17 protein-coding genes are annotated in these 19,576 nt (G+C 38.5%); 15 read left to right on the plus strand and 2 right to left on the minus strand.

Features of this window, described 5'->3' with window-relative positions; all coding sequences use genetic code 11:
- Window positions 1–68: 68 nt before the first annotated feature.
- Complete coding sequence (locus tag M0M83_RS03835; RefSeq protein ID WP_213912966.1) at window positions 69–917, minus strand: EamA family transporter; 849 nt, start codon at window positions 915–917, stop codon at window positions 69–71.
- A 388-nt stretch (window positions 918–1,305) separates the two neighbouring features.
- On the opposite strand from M0M83_RS03835, the gene nhaA reads away from it, so the two are divergent.
- Together nhaA and nhaR are read left to right on the plus strand one after the other, a co-directional pair.
- Window positions 1,306–2,481: a Na+/H+ antiporter NhaA gene (nhaA, locus tag M0M83_RS03840; protein WP_213912965.1), complete on the plus strand. Its 1,176-nt coding sequence runs from the start codon at window positions 1,306–1,308 to the stop codon at window positions 2,479–2,481.
- A gap of 189 nt (window positions 2,482–2,670) precedes the next feature.
- On the plus strand, window positions 2,671–3,591 hold the full coding sequence (gene nhaR / locus M0M83_RS03845) for a transcriptional activator NhaR (RefSeq protein ID WP_125891919.1): 921 nt from the start codon (window positions 2,671–2,673) through the stop codon (window positions 3,589–3,591).
- A gap of 55 nt (window positions 3,592–3,646) precedes the next feature.
- On the opposite strand, the gene rpsT is transcribed toward nhaR, so the two are convergent.
- Complete coding sequence (gene rpsT, locus M0M83_RS03850) at window positions 3,647–3,907, minus strand: 30S ribosomal protein S20 (protein ID WP_004914688.1); 261 nt, start codon at window positions 3,905–3,907, stop codon at window positions 3,647–3,649.
- A gap of 588 nt (window positions 3,908–4,495) precedes the next feature.
- On the opposite strand from rpsT, the gene ribF reads away from it, so the two are divergent.
- The 13 genes from ribF to dapB all read left to right on the plus strand — a co-directional run bounded on the left by ribF (window position 4,496) and on the right by dapB (window position 19,424).
- Window positions 4,496–5,434, plus strand: coding sequence for a bifunctional riboflavin kinase/FAD synthetase (gene ribF, locus M0M83_RS03855; protein ID WP_102138982.1), 939 nt, complete (start codon window positions 4,496–4,498; stop codon window positions 5,432–5,434).
- 28 nt (window positions 5,435–5,462) lie between these two features.
- Window positions 5,463–8,273, plus strand: a complete 2,811-nt coding sequence (gene ileS / locus M0M83_RS03860) for an isoleucine--tRNA ligase (RefSeq protein WP_248467662.1) — start codon at window positions 5,463–5,465, stop codon at window positions 8,271–8,273.
- A complete protein-coding gene (gene lspA, locus M0M83_RS03865) occupies window positions 8,273–8,776 on the plus strand; it encodes a signal peptidase II (protein ID WP_125891921.1) in 504 nt (167 codons plus the stop codon). Before ileS ends, lspA begins: the two co-directional genes overlap by 1 nt.
- A gap of 82 nt (window positions 8,777–8,858) precedes the next feature.
- Window positions 8,859–9,329: an FKBP-type peptidyl-prolyl cis-trans isomerase gene (gene fkpB / locus M0M83_RS03870; protein WP_004905629.1), complete on the plus strand. Its 471-nt coding sequence runs from the start codon at window positions 8,859–8,861 to the stop codon at window positions 9,327–9,329.
- On the plus strand, window positions 9,310–10,263 hold the full coding sequence (ispH, locus tag M0M83_RS03875; protein ID WP_213912963.1) for a 4-hydroxy-3-methylbut-2-enyl diphosphate reductase: 954 nt from the start codon (window positions 9,310–9,312) through the stop codon (window positions 10,261–10,263). The genes fkpB and ispH overlap by 20 nt, the downstream gene beginning before the upstream one ends.
- 1,311 nt (window positions 10,264–11,574) lie before the next feature.
- On the plus strand, window positions 11,575–12,120 hold the full coding sequence (gene fimA / locus M0M83_RS03880; RefSeq protein WP_125891923.1) for a type 1 fimbrial major subunit FimA: 546 nt from the start codon (window positions 11,575–11,577) through the stop codon (window positions 12,118–12,120).
- A gap of 77 nt (window positions 12,121–12,197) precedes the next feature.
- Window positions 12,198–12,734: a fimbrial protein gene (locus tag M0M83_RS03885; RefSeq protein ID WP_213912962.1), complete on the plus strand. Its 537-nt coding sequence runs from the start codon at window positions 12,198–12,200 to the stop codon at window positions 12,732–12,734.
- A 64-nt stretch (window positions 12,735–12,798) separates the two neighbouring features.
- Complete coding sequence (locus M0M83_RS03890; RefSeq protein ID WP_248467663.1) at window positions 12,799–13,497, plus strand: fimbria/pilus periplasmic chaperone; 699 nt, start codon at window positions 12,799–12,801, stop codon at window positions 13,495–13,497.
- A gap of 92 nt (window positions 13,498–13,589) precedes the next feature.
- Entirely contained in the window at window positions 13,590–16,232 is a 2,643-nt protein-coding gene (locus M0M83_RS03895) for a fimbrial biogenesis usher protein (protein ID WP_423811136.1), read from the plus strand.
- 12 nt (window positions 16,233–16,244) lie between these two features.
- On the plus strand, window positions 16,245–16,784 hold the full coding sequence (locus tag M0M83_RS03900; RefSeq protein ID WP_413776241.1) for a fimbrial protein: 540 nt from the start codon (window positions 16,245–16,247) through the stop codon (window positions 16,782–16,784).
- A 12-nt stretch (window positions 16,785–16,796) separates the two neighbouring features.
- Window positions 16,797–17,309 carry a fimbrial protein gene (locus M0M83_RS03905; protein WP_125891927.1) on the plus strand — a complete coding sequence of 171 codons (513 nt, stop codon included), beginning with the start codon at window positions 16,797–16,799 and terminating at the stop codon, window positions 17,307–17,309.
- Window positions 17,310–17,317: 8 nt separating this feature from the next.
- Window positions 17,318–18,247 (plus strand): fimbrial protein, encoded by a 930-nt coding sequence (locus M0M83_RS03910; protein ID WP_125891928.1) that lies wholly within the window; start codon window positions 17,318–17,320, stop codon window positions 18,245–18,247.
- A 355-nt stretch (window positions 18,248–18,602) separates the two neighbouring features.
- Window positions 18,603–19,424: a 4-hydroxy-tetrahydrodipicolinate reductase gene (gene dapB / locus M0M83_RS03915; protein ID WP_213912958.1), complete on the plus strand. Its 822-nt coding sequence runs from the start codon at window positions 18,603–18,605 to the stop codon at window positions 19,422–19,424.
- Window positions 19,425–19,576: the final 152 nt, after the last annotated feature.

Consider the following 19,576-nt stretch of genomic DNA (forward strand, 5'->3'; position numbering starts at 1 on the left):
ACATTAATACTATTTTTGAGAAAACTAAGTGTATTGCTTACTGATTGAATATTTAAAATAATAATTTTTTAATGGCTTAATTTTGCTAATAAAACACCAAAAACAATAACGACACAGGCAATGACTCGCATCACGTTGAATTTTTCTTTGAGAAAAGCAATAGATAGGAACATGGCGAAGAGTACACTCGTTTCTCTAATCGCTGCGACCATGACAATTGGGGCTTGGCTCATCGCCCATATAGCAATGCCATAACTAATGAGCTGCATTAACCCCCCCAGTAACCCTGAACGCCAATATTGTTGAATTCCAACAAGTAAGGTGCCTCGGTATTTGATAAAACCGGGTACAGCTAACACCATGCCATTTAATAAAAATAGCCAGAGAGTATACGTCACGGGATCTTCACTTGCTCTGGCACCATAACCATCAGATAAGGTATAACAGGCGGTGAAGAAGGCTGTTGATATGGCAAAAACTAGAGCTTTCCCCTTGATATTTAATGTGAATTTTTTTCCTGCAAACGCAATCAATACGACGCCACTAATAATGAATAAAACACCAATAAGGCCCATCAATGGAATTAACTCATTAAACAGCAAAGCACCTAATAGTGCCGTTATTAATGGTGCGGACCCGCGTGATATTGGATAAATCTGGCTTAAGTCACCGTGTGTATAAGCCTGACTTAAAAAATAGGTATAGCCAATATGAAAAAGTACGGATAAGGCTAACCAGTAAATCGCTTCTGGAGATGGTAGACCTAACCAAAATATTGCGGGTATTGATAAGACGCCAGAAAAAACAGAAATCATGACTAGGCCGAAAAAACGGTCATTGCCAAATTTAACTATGGCGTTCCAGCTTGCATGGCAGAAAGCTGCAAACAGCACAGAAAGTAATACGTAAGTTGTCATTGTTAAATTGTAATCATTAGTATTTTATTAGCAATCCAAACACATTTTTTTGCGAGGCGCTTGGCAGATATCTTGTAGATAGTCTTCCATATTTAAAATTTTTACGAAAGGTATCGAAGAAATAAATATAGGTTTTTTGCTTGTGAACATAAAAAATGCAGATTTTTGATACCCAAAAAATTAAATTTATAAAGTCCGTTTATCACAAAATTTATTATTTGTTTTTATAAAAATTGTCTATAGTAAAATTAACGTTTTTTTCTCATTTGCCGTGATCTCTAACCTAAACAAATCGGTAATTTCGAGCATTAAGCGATAAATAAACGATTTTTTACGAATTAATAATTAGCATAGTATTAACATTCAAAAAAACATTGAGGTTAAATATATGACAGCAATTATTCGTAAATTTTTAAGGTTAGAAGCAGCAGGGGGCTTACTTCTGATTATTGCTGCCATAGTCGCTTTAGTGATGGCAAATTCGCCATTACAGGGGGCTTATCAGCAATTTTTAGATATTCCTATATCAATTAAAATATCAGAATTTGGTTTGGATAAGCCTTTGATATTATGGGTCAATGACTTTCTAATGGCGATTTTCTTTTTGGTGGTTGGCCTTGAAGTAAAACGTGAATTATTAGAAGGATCCCTCGCAGGACGAGACAAAGCAATATTTCCAGCAATTGCAGCATTAGGTGGAATGATTGCTCCCGCATTAATTTATTTATTATTTAATGGAGCAGACACTGTTACCCAACAAGGATGGGCAATACCAGCAGCAACAGATATCGCATTTGCTTTAGGTGTGATGGCGTTACTAGGTAAGCGAGTACCCACAGAGCTAAAAGTGTTCTTATTGGCATTGGCTATCATTGATGATTTAGGCGTTATCGTAATTATTGCATTTTTCTATACCAGCTCAGTTTCCTTGATTGCATTGGGGCTATCAGCATTGTGTATTGCGATCCTCTGTATGATGAATTGGCGTAGAGTAGAGAATACAGCCGCTTACTTAGTTATTGGGTTAATATTGTGGGTGTGTATTTTGAAATCTGGTGTTCATGCCACATTAGCTGGGGTAATTGTCGGCTTCTTGATCCCTTTACGTGGTACTAACCAGACTAAACCTTCAGAAGAATTAGAGCACGTCCTACATCCATGGGTTGTTTACTTAATTCTACCTGTTTTTGCATTTGCTAATTCAGGAGTACAACTTCAAGGTGTGACTTTAGACGGTTTATTGAGCCCATTGCCTTTAGGGGTAGCCGCTGGTTTGATCTTAGGTAAGCCTATTGGGATTTTTCTGTTCAGTTGGGTTTCGGTAAAACTTGGGGTTGCAAAATTACCGGAGTCGATTAACTTAAAACAAGTATTTGCAGTTTCTGTACTGTGTGGGATCGGTTTTACTATGTCTATTTTTATCACTGGTCTCGCATTTGATGGGCTTGATGAAGTGTATAGTACCTATTCACGACTAGGAATTTTGATTGGTTCGACGTTAGCAGCGTTTTTAGGGTATTTTATGTTAAGAGTAGTGTTACCGAAACAAAAAGAATCAATCTAATACAAGATTATTGTGTAATTTTGCAAATTATTAGTAAGAATTTCCGAACTAATAATCTATGATATACCGTAGTGTGTTCATTAATACACTACGGTATTCATTTTAAAGGCCCTGAAAATATAGGGTACAGGTAAATGTGTATGGTCAATAGTAGTTACCATAACTAGCGACGGTACAAAAGGAATCGATATGCGGGTTTCACATCTTAATTTTAACCATCTTTACTATTTCTGGCATGTATGTAAAGAGGGCTCTGTTGTCGGAGCAGCAGAAGCGCTTTACCTGACACCTCAGACAATTACAGGGCAAATAAAAGCGCTAGAAGAGCGCTTAGGTGGCAAGTTGTTTAAAAGGCAGGGGCGAGGTTTAGTGCCATCTGAGCTTGGACAATTAATTTTTCGCTACGCAGATAAAATGTTTATGCTTAGCCAAGAAATGCTCGATATCGTCAATTACAGCCGCGAATCTAACTTACTGTTTGATGTCGGGGTTGCGGATACGCTATCAAAACAGTTAGTAAGTAAAATATTAGAAACTACGGTTGTTGAGCATGAACAAATTCATTTACGTTGTTTTGAATCAACCCATGAATTGTTATTAGAACAGCTCAGTCAACATAAATTGGATATGATTTTATCTGACTGCCCAGTTGACTCATCTCAGCAAGAAGGCTTGTTTTCGGTGAAATTGGGCGAGTGTAATATGAGTTTCTTTTGCCGTCAGCCTATCCCTAAAAAGCCATTTCCTGAATGTTTAGAGGAACGTCGGTTATTGATCCCTGGGCGGCGATATTTATTAGGTAGACATATACTCGCTTGGATCCGCAATAAAAATTTGCAGGTTGAAGTATTAGGTGAATTCGATGATGCCGCACTTATGAAAGCATTCGGTATGCATTATAACGCAATTTTTGTTGCTCCGTCGCAATATACACCTGACCTTTTAGGTGGAGACGATATTGTAGAATTGGGGCGCTTAGAAAGTGTAAAAGAAGAATACTACGTTATTTTTGCAGAGAGAATGATCCAGCACCCAGCAGTACAACGAGTGTGTAATAAAGATTTCTCAGATTTATTTTCAGTTCCGCTTGATAGCCTAGATAAAAAATAATAATAAATAAAAAAACCGGCATAAGCCGGTTTTTTTAGCTAATCAAGAAGCAAGATTACATCGCTTTGATTTGAGCAACTAAGTTAGCTTTATGACGTGCTGCTTTATTTTTGTGGATCAGGCCTTTAGTAGCATGGCGATCAACAATAGGTTGCATGTCATTGAATGCTTTCTGAGCAGCTTCTTTATCGCCAGCAGCGATAGCAAGGTAAACTTTCTTGATAAAAGTACGTACCATAGAGCGACGGCTAGCGTTATGCTGACGACGTTTCTCTGACTGAACGGCACGTTTCTTAGCTGATTTGATATTAGCCAAGGTCCAACTCCCAAATGTATTCTATTGAGGACAATTCAAAGGTCGAGGAATATGCCCTTTCGCCCTTCATTTGTCAATGGATTTGTGCAAATAAACATCGTGTACTTCGATGTCCATGCGCTGTGAATGGTGCAAGATTCTATCAGCAAATATGAGAAGAATACAGATCTTCGCGTGAAAAAATGCGTAATTGATGGCAGAAATTTAAAAAGAGCGAAGACGAAAAAAAATTTTTGGCCTATCAATCAATGGTGAGTATGAAAATAGAACATAAAATGGTTATTTTTTGTTCTTTTTAATCGTTTGGTTATAACCATTGAAGTGTAAAACATAAAAATATAATATTTTTAGAGACCTTGGAACAAATTTGTTGTATTGATAATCCATTGGTTACCCCAAAGTTTTTGATGTTCGAATGCAATAGCTCTGTTTGGGGAGCGTAATAACCCACTAATGGCATAAAATAGTGGGGAATAAATCGTGTAGAGATCAAAAAAATAGGGTTTAATGAAACCTTTTGCGAACTAAGGTTAACCTTATGCGTCGTACAAGGTATAATCCTGCAATTTCCTCGGTATTGAGCCTGTTATGGAGCTAATTCGCGGTATACAGAATATCCGGGCGTGCCATCATGGTTGCGTGCTGACTATCGGTAATTTTGATGGTGTCCATCGTGGGCATCAGGTTTTACTTCAAAATTTGAAACTTAAGGGAGCGCAGTTAGGGTTACCAACTGTTGTGATGATATTTGAGCCACAGCCCCTTGAATTTTTTATTGGTGACAAGGCGCCTGCGCGTTTGACACGCCTGCGAGACAAAGTTAAATATCTCGCAGATAGTGGTATCGATTACCTCTTATGTGTTGAATTTAACCAGCACTTTGCATCATTAACACCCGCTGAGTTTGTTTCTGACTTACTCGTCAATAAGCTTGGTGTAAAGTATCTCGCTATAGGTGATGATTTCCGCTTTGGGAAAAATCGCATGGGGGATTTTGCTTTTTTACAACAAGCGGGTGATGAATTTGGTTTTGAAGTTGCAGATACAGAAAGCTTCTGTGATTCAGGGCTACGTATCAGCAGTACAGCGATACGTAAGGCAATTCAAGAAAATAACCTTGAATTAGCTGAAAGCCTGTTAGGGCATTCTTATCGTATTAGCGGGCGAGTGGTTCATGGTAACCAACTTGGCAGAACAATAGGTTTTCCGACAGCAAACCTACCGTTAAAACGTTTAGTCACACCGGTTACTGGTGTGTATGCTGTGGAAGTTTACGGTTTAGGTGATAAGCCTTTACCGGGTGTGGCAAATATTGGCACACGTCCGACTGTATCTGGAAAAGGAACACAGTTAGAAGTTCATCTGATTGATGCAAATATGGATTTATATGGGCGTCATATCGATGTAGTGTTACGTAAGAAATTACGTGATGAGCAGCGGTTTGCTTCGTTGGAAGCGCTTAAGGAGCAAATTGCTAATGATGTAATTGCAGCGAGAGAGTATCTTACTGCAATAGGAATCAGATAATTTAGCGGAAAATTGGAACTGAGAATCGATGAGTGACTATAAAAATACCCTGAATCTACCAGAAACAGGGTTCCCAATGCGTGGCGACCTCGCTAAACGCGAACCACAGATGTTAGAGCGCTGGTACAAAGAAGGTTTGTATCAGGCAATCCGTAAAGCAAAATCGGGCAAGAAAACGTTTATTCTGCACGATGGCCCTCCGTATGCTAACGGCAGTATTCATATTGGTCACTCAGTTAACAAAATTCTCAAAGACATTATTATTAAGTCCAAAGGGTTGGCGGGTTATGATTCCCCATACATCCCTGGTTGGGACTGCCATGGATTACCGATTGAACATAAAGTTGAACAAATCGTCGGTAAGCCAGGTGAAAAAGTTTCCGCTGCTGAATTTCGTGCACAATGCCGTCAATACGCTAAAGAGCAAATTGAAGGCCAAAAAGCTGATTTCATGCGTCTAGGTGTATTAGGTGAGTGGGATAAACCTTATCTAACAATGGATTTTAAAACCGAAGCTCACATTATTCGAGCATTGGCAAAAACTATTGCAAACGGTCATTTAGTGAAAGGGGCAAAACCTGTTCACTGGTGTACAGCCTGCGGTTCTTCATTAGCGGAAGCTGAAGTTGAATATTATGATAAAACTTCACCATCTATCTATGTTCGCTTCCCTTCTGTAGATGGCAAAGCTGTGTGCGAAAAATTTGGTATTGTTAGCGAAAAAACACCTTCGTTAGTCATCTGGACAACAACGCCTTGGACTTTACCTGCTAACCGTGCGATTTCTTTAAACCCAGAGTTTAAATATAATTTAATCGAAGCAAATGGTGAATTAGTCATTTTAGCTGCCGATCTCGTCGAAGAGGTCATGAAAACGGTAGGTGTTGAAGCATGGGCGGTTTTAGGTGAGTGTGAAGGTTCTGCACTTGAACTTTTACGTTTCAATCATCCATTTATGGGCTTTGATGTGCCTGCAATTTTGGGTGACCACGTGACATTAGACGCGGGTACTGGTGCTGTTCATACTGCACCGGGCCATGGTCCTGAAGACTATGTTGTTGGCCAAAAATATGGTTTAGAAACAGCGAACCCTGTGGGGCCAGATGGTTGCTTCTTACCAAATACTTACCCAACATTAGATGGCGTATTTATTTTCAAAGCGAATGACCTTATCGTTGAATTATTGAGCGAAAAAGGCGCATTACTATACAAACAAGCGATTCAACACAGCTACCCATGCTGCTGGCGCCATAAGACTCCGGTTATCTTCCGTGCTACGCCACAGTGGTTTATCGGTATGGATAAAAACGGCTTACGTGAACAATCTCTGAAAGAAATTGATATTGTTCAATGGATCCCGGGTTGGGGGCGCGCACGTATAGAGTCAATGGTTGAAAACCGTCCAGACTGGTGTATTTCTCGTCAACGTACTTGGGGTACCCCAATGTCGTTATTTGTTCATAAAGACACTGAAGAACTGCACCCTCGTACATTAGAATTAATGGAAGAAGTGGCTAAGCGTGTTGAAGTGGATGGCATTCAAGCATGGTGGGATCTTGACCCTGCTGAGCTGTTGGGTGATGAAGCCGAAACATATCGTAAAGTACCTGACACCTTAGACGTATGGTTTGACTCAGGTTCAACGCACTTTGCGGTAGTGGACGCACGCCCTGAATTTCATGGCAATTCAGCGGATATGTACCTTGAAGGTTCAGATCAACACCGCGGCTGGTTTATGTCATCATTGATGTTATCAACGGCAATGAAAGGTAAAGCACCTTATCGCCAAGTATTGACTCATGGCTTCACTGTTGATGGTCAAGGCCGCAAAATGTCTAAATCTTTAGGCAACACAGTGAGTCCACAAGATGTGATGAACAAACTGGGTGCGGATATCTTACGTTTATGGGTTGCATCAACGGATTATACGGGTGAAATTGCGGTTTCAGATGAAATTTTAAAACGTGCGGCAGATTCTTACCGCCGTATCCGTAATACAGCGCGTTTCTTATTGGCTAACCTTAACGGCTTCAATCCAGAAACTGATATGGTGAAGCCAGAAGATATGGTGGTCTTAGATCGATGGGCGGTGAGCCGTGCTTTAGAAGCTCAGCAAGAAATTGCTAAAGCCTATGATGAGTATGACTTCCTATCCGTTATTCAGCGCTTAATGCATTTTTGTTCTATCGAGATGGGTTCATTCTATCTGGATATCATCAAAGACCGTCAGTATACCGCGAAAAGTGATAGCTTAGCGCGTCGTAGCTGCCAAACTGCATTATTCCATATTGTTGAAGCGTTAGTGCGTTGGATGGCTCCAGTTCTGTCATTCACTTCTGATGAAATTTGGAATGAATTACCAGGAAAACGAGCTCAATTCGTTCTTACAGAAGAGTGGTATAACGGTTTATTTGGTTTAGATGAATCAAATGAAATGAACAACAGTTTCTGGACTGAGCTACTGGCTGTTCGTGGTGAAGTGAATAAGGTCTTAGAACAAGCGCGTACTGATAAACTCATCGGGGGCTCATTAGAAGCTGCTGTGACTCTGTATGCGGATAAAGCGCTGGCCGAAAAACTGCAAAGCCTTGGTGATGAATTACGCTTTGTTTTACTGACATCACAAGCCCATGTCGCTGATATCGCAACAGCTCCTGCAGATGCGCAAGAAAGCGAATTAAAAGGCCTGAAAATTGCGTTCAGTAAAGCTGCGGGTGAAAAATGCCCTCGCTGCTGGCACTACGCAAGTGATATTGGCTCTTCGAGCGAGCAACCAGAAATTTGTGGTCGCTGTGTTACTAACGTAGCCGGTAACGGCGAAACGCGTAAGTTTGCTTAATGAAGACGCCAGTTTGTTCTACCGGTTTGCGTTGGTTATGGTTGACCATTGTGATCATCGTTGCGGATTTAGGCATTAAGCAGTTAGTGCTTAGTGACCTAAATCTGTACGAGCCACATCCGATAATGCCATTTTTCAACATAATGTACGCACAAAATTTTGGAGCGGCATTTAGTTTCTTGGCTGATGAAGGTGGCTGGCAACGTTGGTTCTTTGCAGGTATTGCAATTGGGATATCCATTATCTTAATGGTCATGATGTATCGCCAAAGTGCACAAAAGCGCCTCTCAAACATTGCTTATGCGTTGATTATTGGTGGTGCTATCGGTAATTTAAGCGATCGTTTAGTTCATGGCTTTGTTATTGATTACCTTGATTTTTACGTTGGTAATTGGCATTGGCCGACATTTAACCTAGCGGATATGGCGATATGTATTGGTGCGGCACTTGTCATTTTTGAAGGTTTCTTACCCGATAAATCAAAGCAAGAAAAAGCCAATTAAGATGGCAGTGTACTAGGTTAGAATGTAATAACTCACAGCCCAGATTTTCTGGGCTGAATTTTATGATAAATAGGTTTGGTTTATGTCTACTCAAATACAGGCGCAGAGCTCTGTTTTACTGCATTTCACATTGAAATTGGAAGATGGCTCTACGGCTGACTCCTCGCATGCACAAGGGAAGCCTGCGTTATTTGTTTTAGGGAATGACTCCTTATCGCCAGAACTTGAAGCCCAATTGATTGGCCTTAATGAAGGTGAAAAGAAAAGTTTTTCACTGCCCGGAGATACTGTTTTTGGGAAACATAACCCTGACTTAGTTCAATATTTTTCATTACGTGATTTTATAGAAACGGGCATCCCTGAAATTGGTACGATAATGCTATTCACAGCGATGAATGGCAGTGAAATGCCAGGTGTAGTAAAATCAATTGAAGGCGAGTCGATTACGATTGATTTTAATCACCCGCTCGCTGAGCAGCAAATTAGTTTTGATATCGAAGTGCTTGAAGTAGATCCGCAATTGGAGAATCACAATGCAAATATTAATGGCTAACCCTCGTGGGTTTTGTGCAGGCGTAGACCGCGCAATTAGCATCGTAGAAAGGGCATTAGAAATCTATGGCGCTCCAATTTACGTTCGTCACGAAGTGGTTCATAACCGTTATGTTGTTGATGATTTACGTCAACGCGGTGCTATCTTTATTGAGGAAATCTCCGAAGTCCCTGATGGGTCAATCTTGATTTTTTCTGCACACGGTGTTTCCCAAGCTATTCGTCAAGAAGCGCGCTCTCGCGATCTAACAATGTTATTTGATGCGACTTGTCCTTTAGTGACGAAAGTTCATATGGAAGTTGCACGAGCGAGCCGCAAAGGCAAAGAAGCCATTTTAATTGGCCACGCTGGGCACCCAGAAGTCGAAGGTACGATGGGGCAATATAGCAACCCTGAGGGGGGGATGTATCTTGTTGAAAGCCCAGAAGATGTTTGGAAGCTACAAGTGAAAGATGAAAATAATCTCTCTTTCATGACGCAAACAACACTTTCTGTAGATGATACTTCCGATGTTATTGATGCGCTGACATCTCGCTTTCCAAGTATCGTTGGGCCTCGTAAAGACGATATTTGTTATGCAACGACTAACCGCCAAGAAGCGGCGAGAGAGCTTGCAGAACGTGCTGACATTGTTTTAGTCGTCGGTTCTAAAAACTCATCGAACTCAAACCGTCTTGCGGAGTTAGCTTCGCGTATGCAAAAACCTGCCTATTTAATTGATGGTGCGGAAGATATTAAAACGGAATGGTTAGCAGATAAAAATATTATCGGCTTGACAGCAGGGGCATCTGCGCCAGACATTTTAGTTCGACAAGTTATTGATAGACTTAAAGAATTGGGGGCTGATTCTGTTGTTGAATTGCAAGGCCGTGAAGAAAATATCGTCTTCGAAGTTCCTAAAGAATTAAGGGTTGAAGTCAAAGAGATTAATTGATCATTTGATTTTAATTATGGAAGCAGCCTTGTTAGCTTTATTTCAAGGCTGTTTTTCATTTTACTACTTGTGAAAAGTATCTCTTCTTTATGTATTGGGCGTAATCATTTACGTTTATAATGCCTTTAATCTCCCCAAATACTGCCATTCATACAAGCTTATCATCATTTAATTAATACTGAGTTTAATGTGCATTTCTAGTCTACGTAATATTGAACTTCATCAGTGCTATGAGTATTGATAATGCTTCCCCCTCTAATTACTTACTAAGAGCTTCGATAGAGCTAAAATCCGCTCACTTAAAGCCTTGATAGAGATGATAGAAGAGTGAATTAGAATCTATCACGTATCGGTAAGTTTTTTCTTTGATTTTTAAAAATTAGGAGTATTGACACTTGTTTTTGGCAAATTCATATTTTTTTCTATTTACTAATTAAAATACTAATGCAGTAAATTTAATTTTATTAATCAAAAGAACAAAATTAATTCAGTGATGTAATGAAATTAAATTACTTTTATACTAACTTAAAATACATGAGTTATAATTTCAACACGAAAACACACGGTTAATAATTAATTGTTACATTTGTTTTTGTTTTTTGGATATTACATATATCACTTAATTGTAACAATGTGAAAATAATACATATATAAATGATAATATAAAAACGATGTCAAGTAATTCTAATTAAAGAATGTGTTTTTTTTGTTTTTTTAATTGATTGATTTAATTGGGTTTTAATTTTAATTTAAATGTGAAGAAAATATTTTGCTTTATTTGATAGGTTTCATCTATCGTATGACTGTTTATTTAGTGGTAAAAGCAAGTTTGAGTTGTACGCATGTGTCGAGTATCTTTATTGCGGTTGATTAGGTATTCTAAAAACATTATCAATAAAAGTTACTATTTTTATTCGTTAAGTATTTAACAATAAAAATACCAATAACTTTTGGTGTTAAATCTCCTAGGTGCAGAAATGTAAAACTCAATACAGAATGATGATATCGAAAGATGTAACGGGAAATAAAAATTAGATCTTATCTATACCATTGTTCTGATTCACTGATATATGGATGGCTCGGTATTCTAATAGTTTCTGAGACTGCAGATGGATTCATTTTTATTCTCCATGTGAGTTTTATTTAACTGTTGATATGTGATCAACGAAAAATAGTGGTTATTTTTATCTGAAAATATACCTGGTATTGCCATGTGGTTGATACTTTTTTTATTTAACCTATTCGATGAATTTTTTAATTTTCAATAGGGTCTAGTTTAATTTTTCTAATTAATAATATCAAGGAATAGTCATGAAAGTTAAATCGTTAGCATTAGTTGTTATTTCAGCTTTATCTCTGAGTTCTGTAGCTGCAGTTGCTGCAACAACAGTTAATGGCGGTACTGTTCATTTTAAAGGTGAGCTTGTTAACGCAGCTTGTGCAGTAGACGGTGGTTCATCTGACCAAACCGTTACTTTAGGGCAAGTACGCACAGCTAGATTAGCTCAAGCAGGTGATACTAGCGGATCTGTTGGTTTCAACATTAATTTAAATGACTGTGATACTCAAGTTTCTAAAACAGCTAAAGTTGCATTTATCGGAGCTGCTACTGATGCTGCTAACCCAACTGTTTTAGCTATCACTTCAGGTGTTGCAGGTTCAGCTACAAATGTTGGTATCCAAATTTTAGATTCTAAAGGAACTGCTCTAGGCTTAGATGGTAGCACTTTCAGCAGCCCGATTACTCTGAAAGATGGTTCTAACGTTCTGCCATTCCAGGCTCGTTACTTTGCAACTGGCGCAACCACTGCTGGTTCAGCAAATGCAGATGCTACTTTCTCTGTACAGTACGAGTAATTTGTAAACTATGATTAGGGATTAATCATTAAAACCATGGATGGTTTTCAAGAATAGAAAGGGAAAGGCAAAGTGCAATGAAAAAACTAACGATTAGTTTATTAACTCTGTTTTCTTCCTTTGCTTTAGCAGGTAATCAGTGGAAAGTTCAGTTACCTGGTGGAGGGATGAGATTTCAAGGCGAGTTGATCGCAGAAGCGTGTAGCGTTGAAACATCTGAGCGATTTTTAACAGTTAATATGGGACAAGTACGAACGAATATGTTTAAAGAAGCTGGTGATGATTCAGAGCCAACAAGCTTTAATATTTATCTTCGTGATTGTAGTAAAAATGTTAGTGAACATGTGTATATAAATTTTTCAGGGATTGCTGACAAAAATAATCCCCATATTTATTCTGTAAGCAATGGAGTTAATGCTGCAAATGGAGTTGGAATTGCTATATTTGATGCTGGAAATGAATTAATACCTATCAATGATGCACCAAAAAAAATAGCAAAAATAGAATCTAAAGATGTGGTTTTACACTTTACTGCCAAATATCGGGCTACCAGCAATAATATTACGGGTGGTACTGCAAATGCCCAAGCACTGTTCTCTTTAACTTATGAATAAAATAAATTTAGGGTTAGTTTCAGTACACAAATAATATTTTTAAATGTATAAGGATTGATTCAAAATGAAATCAATAAAAAAATATAAGTTGTTAACGTCAATATTGGTGCTTTTAAGTTCAGTGTTCTTCAACCAAGCGAATGCTGCGGTAGCTTTAGGAGCAACTCGAGTTATTTATGATGAAGGCCAAAAACAAGTACAATTGTCTGTTACAAATAATGATGAGAAAGGTGTTTTTCTTATACAGTCATGGGTTGAAAATACAAATGGACAGAAAGATAAGCAATTTGTAATAACTCCACCATTATTTACAATGAATGGAAAAAAAGAAAATACACTGCGCATAATTGATGCAACAAATAACCAACTTCCTAAAGATAGAGAAAGTCTTTTTTGGTTGAACGTTAAGGCTATTCCTGCGATGGATAAAAGTAAAGAAAATGAAAATACTTTACAATTAGCCATCATTAGCAGAATAAAACTTTATTATCGCCCAAGTAATTTGGATCTTGATCCTTCTAAAGTTCCAGATGAATTACGTTTTAAAATTACGGGTAATAAATTAACTATTATTAACCCAACTCCATATTTTGCAACAGTTACTGACATCACTGTTGGTGCTACAAAACTGGAGAATGTTTTAGTTCCTCCTTTAGGTGAAATAGTCACAAATATGCCTTCTAATGCAAAAGGTAATATTACCTTTAGAACAATAAATGATTATGGCGCATTAACACCTGTCGCATCTGGTATTGCTAAATAAATGGATGTAATGCAATTCAGTTAAGTGTAATAGATTTAAATGGCGATTAGACTGGAGGGAACATGCCATACCAAGTATCTGAAAATAAACAAATGAATTATAAAGGAAAAAAAACTTTCGGATACAAGTATCATTCTGATAAATTTTTTCGAGTACTTCCGATCTCTTTTTTTGTGGGGATGTTGTTATATCCATCGTTAGCAAAATCAGAAGTATATTTTAATCCTCGCTTTTTATCTGATGATGTTGAAAATATTGCTGATTTATCTGTATTCGAAAGTGGTCAAGAAGTTCCTGAAGGTTCATATCGTGTTGATGTATATTTGAATGACGGCTATTTATTTATTAAAGATATCAACTTTAAGCTAGATGAAAAGCAGTCTAAATTAATCCCTTGTTTCACAAAAAGCGACTTAACTAGAATGGGGGTAAATGTCATATCATTACCCGGCCAAGAGGTAGGGAAAGAAAAAACAAAAGAAGGAGAGGAAGGGTCTCTGGATAGCTGTAAATTACTTTCAGAGATAATTACTGATTCAACATCAACATTTGATGTTGGTTTACAGCGTCTTAGCCTGACTATTCCACAAATATATTTAGCAGATACTGCTCGAGGTTATATTTCACCTGACCTATGGGATCAAGGTATTCCCGCGGGCATTATTAATTACAGTTTGACTGGAAATCAGTCACGCATGCAATCTGGTGAAAACCGGAGCTATACCTATCTTAACTTACAAAGTGGAATTAACTTAGGGGCTTGGCGCTTACGTGATAACTCCACGTGGACTCACACAACAGGCTCTAATAGAAATGAAACCAAATGGGAGCATATCAATACTTTTTTAGAAAGAGGTATTAACCAAATACGCTCGCGTTTAGTCATTGGTGATAGCTATACAGAAGGTTCGATATTCGACAGCTTTAACTTCAGGGGGATCCAACTTTCCTCTGATAGTAATATGTTACCTGATAGTCAAAGAGGATTTGCGCCTGTCATTCGTGGGACGGCTCGGGGAACTGCAGACGTGACTATCAAGCAAAATGGGTATGAAGTTTACCGTAATACATTCCCACCAGGTCCTTTTATCATAGATGACCTCTACGCAAACGGGAATAGTGGTGACTTACACGTCACTATTACAGAAGCTGACGGTAGTACACAAAGCTTTGTTGTACCATTCTCAACAGTCCCTTTATTACAGCGTGAAGGACATTCTGAATACAGTATAACGGCTGGTGAATATCGCTCAGGAAGTAGTTTTCAAAAGAAACAAAATTTCTTCCAAGGTACATTAATGCGTGGATTGTCATACGGTTGGACTATGTATGGTGGTGGACAATTAGCTGATCGTTATCGTTCAGTCAATCTAGGTTTGGGGAAGAATATTGGTGTATTAGGTGCATTGTCACTCGATATTACACAAGCTAACGCTAAGTTACCTGACGATAGTAACCATCAGGGACAATCAGTGCGCTTTCTATATAGTAAGTCCATGAACTCAACAGGAACGACTTTCCAACTTGCTGGGTACCGTTATTCGACGAAAGGTTTCTATACATTTGCAGATACCACGTACAAAAGAATGCAAGGTTACTCTATAGAAACACAGGATGGTACGGTTGAAGTCACTCCGACTTATACCGATTACTTTAATCTTGCTTATAACAAACGTGAAAAGCTGCAATTAAGTATGAGCCAGCAGCTAGGTGATGTCACAACTCTGTACATAACGGGCACCCATGAAAAGTATTGGAACACAAGTCGCGCTGATAAGCAGTTACAGGTAGGTTTGAATACGCTTTTCAAAGGGATCACTTGGGGAATTAACTACAGCTTGTCAAAAAACTCATGGCAAGACGGTAATGATCAGGTAATTGCTTTGAATGCGAATATACCATTGAACCAATGGATGCGCACGGACAGTGATTCTATATGGAAGAATTCAACGGTTAGTTATAACGCTTCACACGACTTCAAAGGAGAGGCTTCTAATACGGCAGGTTTATATGGAACGCTATTAGAAGACAACAATTTAAGTTATAGCGTCCAAGCTGGCTATAAAGGCGGCGGTCAACAGCAGTCTTCTGGGACAGGGTCTACCTCGTTAAACTACCGTGGAACTTACGGAAATAGTAATGTTGGTTACAGTTATAATAAAAATTCGCGGCAATTTTACTATGGGGTAAGTGGCGGTATTTTAGCCCATGAGAATGGTATTACTCTTAGCCAGCCGATGAATGACACTGTTGTATTGATTAAAGCTCCGGGAGCGGACAACGTAAGAATTGAAAATCAAACGGGCGTTAAAACTGACTGGCGTGGTTATGCCGTCTTACCTTATGCAACGGAATACCGTGAAAATCGTATTGCTTTAGATACTAACACACTAGCAAATAACGTGGATCTTGATGAACCGGTAGTGAGTGTTATTCCTACTAAAGGTGCAATTGTACGTGCCAGTTTTAATCCAAAAGTTGGTGTGAAAGTAATTATGACATTGATGCATAAGGGAAAAGCTGTTCCTTTTGGCGCGATTGTTTCATTAAAAGATAACAATAGCAGTAGTATCGTTGCAGATGAAGGACAAGTTTATTTGACTGGATTACCACTATCAGGTCAGTTGACAGTTCGATGGGGAAATGGCGCTGACTCGCAGTGTGAGGTTAATTACGCCTTACCTGAAAACAGTCAGTCAGAGCTACTTAATTCATATCAAACCGTTTGTCTTTAAAGGAGCTGATTAATGATGAAAAATATAATATATCGTTGTTACCTCATGATATTGATATTCATTTTTTTTGCTTCGAAAAGTTTCGCTGCAGATAGTTCAATTAATATAACGGGGAGCGTTGCAGATAATACATGCGCGGTTTCACCTAGCTCAGATGGCCAAATTGTTGATTTTTTAAATGAAAGCATTAAGTCTTTGAATGCGGTTAATAAAACATCTCTGGCGATCCCTTTTTATATTGAGCTTTTTCCATGTGGTACAGCAGTAACAGGTGTAAAAGTTGGATTTACCGGAATTGCTGATTCGAGTAATACCTCTTTATTAGCATTAGAAAATATTGGAGGTGCTGCATCTGGAGTTGGCATACAAATATTAGATAAAGCGAGAAACCCGCTATCACTCAATGATGATAATCAAAATATACCTTGGACATCATTAACGGCTGGCTCTCGTAATACATTGAACTTTTATGCTCGATTAATGGTAACTGAACTTCCTGTAAATGCAGGTAAAATTCGCGCAACGGCAACATTTACTCTTGAATATCAATAGGATGAGAATGTTATGGTAATAAATAAAAGGATAGTAGCTACCGCATTAACCGTTGCGGGGTTATGTTTATCAACGACATTGAGTTATGCAGCGGACGTAACAATCAATATTTACGGTCAGGTAAAAACAGTGCCTTGTACTGTCGTAACTGCGAATAAGAATGTGGATTTAAATGATCTCAGCACTTTTGACTTCATTAACGCGGGATCAACATCTAAATGGCACCCTATTGAGTTAGAGTTGATTAATTGTCCTACAGGTTCTTCTAACGTAACAGCTAGATTTACAGGGGTATCCGATATTACGGGATACTATAGAAACCAAGGAACAGCACAAAACATCCAGTTGCAACTGCAGGATGATTCAGGCAGAGACCTCAATAATGGTACCCAAGCTGTCATGCAAATTAATAGCAGTACTGCTTCAGCAAATTTTCCTCTGAAAGTTAGAGCGATATCGGTTAACGGAGGAACGACACAGGGAAGTATACAAGCAGCTATTGATGTTACTTATACATACCAGTGAGCTATATTATGAATATAAATAAAATTTTAAAATTATTTTTTTTTAATACTGTTATCTATTTTTTAGGTATTACAACAGCATATTCATTTACATGCATGGATAAACGTAATGTTTTAAGTTATAAAAATTCACCTGCCACAGCGAATGTGTATGTTGATCTGCAACCTAGACTCGAAGCGGGTCAAAACTTAGTTGTTGACCTTTCTCAATCGATTACGTGTTGGAACGATAACCCAAACTATAGGCGTGACATGGTGAGCGTAATGCAAGGTTCAGCATACGGGAATGTTCTCGCTAATTTTAGGGGGACTTTGAATTACTATGGTCTATCCTATCCATTTCCATTAAATTCAGCGACGCATTCTGTTGCATTCAGGCAACCAGCAGTTTGGAATGCTAAGCTCTATTTATCACCATTAAATTCAGCCGAAGGTATCGTTCTTAGTCAAGGCACGCATTTTGCGACTTTAGTTATGTACCAAGTTGGGTCTGATATTTCTGGTGGGGGGAATATACAAACTGCGACATTTATATGGAAACTTTATGCGAATAACACCGTGGTTGTTCCTGTCGGTGGATGTGATGTATCTTCGCGTAATCTTAATGTCTATTTGCCAGATTACCCAGGTTCATCAAATATACCGTTATCGGTTTATTGTGGTAAAAATCAAAATGTTTCTTTCTATCTCTCAGGTTCGACTACGTCAAGTAGTTCAATATTTGCTAATACCTATTCAGGTTCAAATGCTGCGAGGGGATTAGGTGTTCAGATTACCCGTTATGGAACGGCACTTTCGGCAAATCAGCGAGTTCGAATGGGGCAAGTTGGACCATCACCTGTTTCTCTTAATTTACAAGCAAAGTATGAAAGAACAACAGGACAAGTCACAGCAGGGCCTGTACAGTCAGTCGTTGGTGTTTCATTTGTTTATGACTAACAATGCCATTTAAATTACCAAGAAAGTATTATTTATATCGATTTGCAATACTTTCTTGGGTAATTTTATATACGACCGCTTAACCTTTTCATCAATATCAATTCTATTTTATCGTTAAAAATAACTTCATTGCTATATCCATATTTCTTGGTTCATATTTCTTGATTAAAACTTTTACTGATAATCCCTTTCCTCTCTACGCTTTTGTTAATAACGATACATTTTTGCTAGCGCAATACGATCAGGATAGTTAATCTGTACCACAATGACTTCTAAACTGTGGGTAAAAATAGCCTTTTTATCTAAACTAACAGTTCAAATTTATCTATTTGTATTAATTAAAAAAGGGTAAACCATGGCAAATTCAGTGGTACGTGTTGCAATCGTTGGCGCAGGTGGACGTATGGGACGCCAGCTAATTCAAGCCGCGCAACAACAGGATGGAATTCAATTAGGTGCTGCGATTGAGCGTGAAGGCTCATCGCTTATCGGGACAGATGCAGGTGAACTCGCTGGTATCGGTAAGTTAGGTATTTCCATTGTTGATTCGCTAAATCAGGTTGTTAATGATTTTGATGTTGTCATTGATTTCACTCGCCCTGAAGGGACTTTACGCTACCTTGCATTTTGTAAAGCAAACCAAAAAGCGATGGTAATTGGAACGACAGGGTTTGATGAGCAAGGTAAGCAAGCTATTGCCGAAGCGGCAAAATCTATTCCTATTGTCTTTGCGGCAAATTTCAGTGTTGGTGTCAATGTGGTGCTGAAATTACTGGAAAAAGCAGCAAAAGTGATGGGGAATTACACTGATATTGAAATTGTTGAGGCTCATCACCGCCATAAAGTGGACGCACCATCAGGTACGGCCCTAGCTATGGGGGAGTCTATTGCTAGCGCTCTGGGGAAAGATTTAAAAGAGTGTGCGGTATATACCCGTGAAGGTTACACCGGGGAGAGAGAACCTGGAACCATTGGTTTTGCAACTATTCGTGCTGGGGATATTGTCGGTGAACATACCGCAATGTTTGCAGATATTGGAGAGCGAGTAGAAATCACCCATAAAGCCTCTAGCCGTATGACCTTTGCAAATGGCGCCATAAAGGCATCTGGTTGGGTTTGCGCTAGAAATAGTGGGTTATATGATATGAAAGATGTGCTTGGGTTGGATGATTTGTAGTTTTTTGTTTTTTATTTTATCTTTTAAATTATTTGGTTGTAGTTTATATTTATTGTTATGATGTCGATTTGAATTATTTTCATTCAAATCGATATTAATTCATGTTTTAATGGTTTTTATCTTCAGTTTTGCTCGTTAATTATCCTTTCCTC

Origin of the sequence: Providencia rettgeri (genome assembly GCF_023205015.1) — a bacterium.
Classification (GTDB): Bacteria; Pseudomonadota; Gammaproteobacteria; order Enterobacterales; family Enterobacteriaceae; genus Providencia; species Providencia rettgeri_E.

Coding starts and splice junctions, on each gene's coding strand:
- fkpB (WP_004905629.1), top strand. CDS start 8,859: ATGTCTACTCAAATACAGGCGCAGAGCTCTGTTTTACTGCATTTCACA.
- M0M83_RS03835 (WP_213912966.1), bottom strand. CDS start 917: ATGACAACTTACGTATTACTTTCTGTGCTGTTTGCAGCTTTCTGCCAT.
- ispH (WP_213912963.1), top strand. CDS start 9,310: ATGCAAATATTAATGGCTAACCCTCGTGGGTTTTGTGCAGGCGTAGAC.
- nhaR (WP_125891919.1), top strand. CDS start 2,671: ATGCGGGTTTCACATCTTAATTTTAACCATCTTTACTATTTCTGGCAT.
- M0M83_RS03885 (WP_213912962.1), top strand. CDS start 12,198: ATGAAAAAACTAACGATTAGTTTATTAACTCTGTTTTCTTCCTTTGCT.
- M0M83_RS03890 (WP_248467663.1), top strand. CDS start 12,799: ATGAAATCAATAAAAAAATATAAGTTGTTAACGTCAATATTGGTGCTT.
- ribF (WP_102138982.1), top strand. CDS start 4,496: ATGGAGCTAATTCGCGGTATACAGAATATCCGGGCGTGCCATCATGGT.
- ileS (WP_248467662.1), top strand. CDS start 5,463: ATGAGTGACTATAAAAATACCCTGAATCTACCAGAAACAGGGTTCCCA.
- nhaA (WP_213912965.1), top strand. CDS start 1,306: ATGACAGCAATTATTCGTAAATTTTTAAGGTTAGAAGCAGCAGGGGGC.
- M0M83_RS03910 (WP_125891928.1), top strand. CDS start 17,318: ATGAATATAAATAAAATTTTAAAATTATTTTTTTTTAATACTGTTATC.
- M0M83_RS03905 (WP_125891927.1), top strand. CDS start 16,797: ATGGTAATAAATAAAAGGATAGTAGCTACCGCATTAACCGTTGCGGGG.
- lspA (WP_125891921.1), top strand. CDS start 8,273: ATGAAGACGCCAGTTTGTTCTACCGGTTTGCGTTGGTTATGGTTGACC.
- M0M83_RS03895 (WP_423811136.1), top strand. CDS start 13,590: ATGAATTATAAAGGAAAAAAAACTTTCGGATACAAGTATCATTCTGAT.
- M0M83_RS03900 (WP_413776241.1), top strand. CDS start 16,245: ATGATGAAAAATATAATATATCGTTGTTACCTCATGATATTGATATTC.
- fimA (WP_125891923.1), top strand. CDS start 11,575: ATGAAAGTTAAATCGTTAGCATTAGTTGTTATTTCAGCTTTATCTCTG.
- dapB (WP_213912958.1), top strand. CDS start 18,603: ATGGCAAATTCAGTGGTACGTGTTGCAATCGTTGGCGCAGGTGGACGT.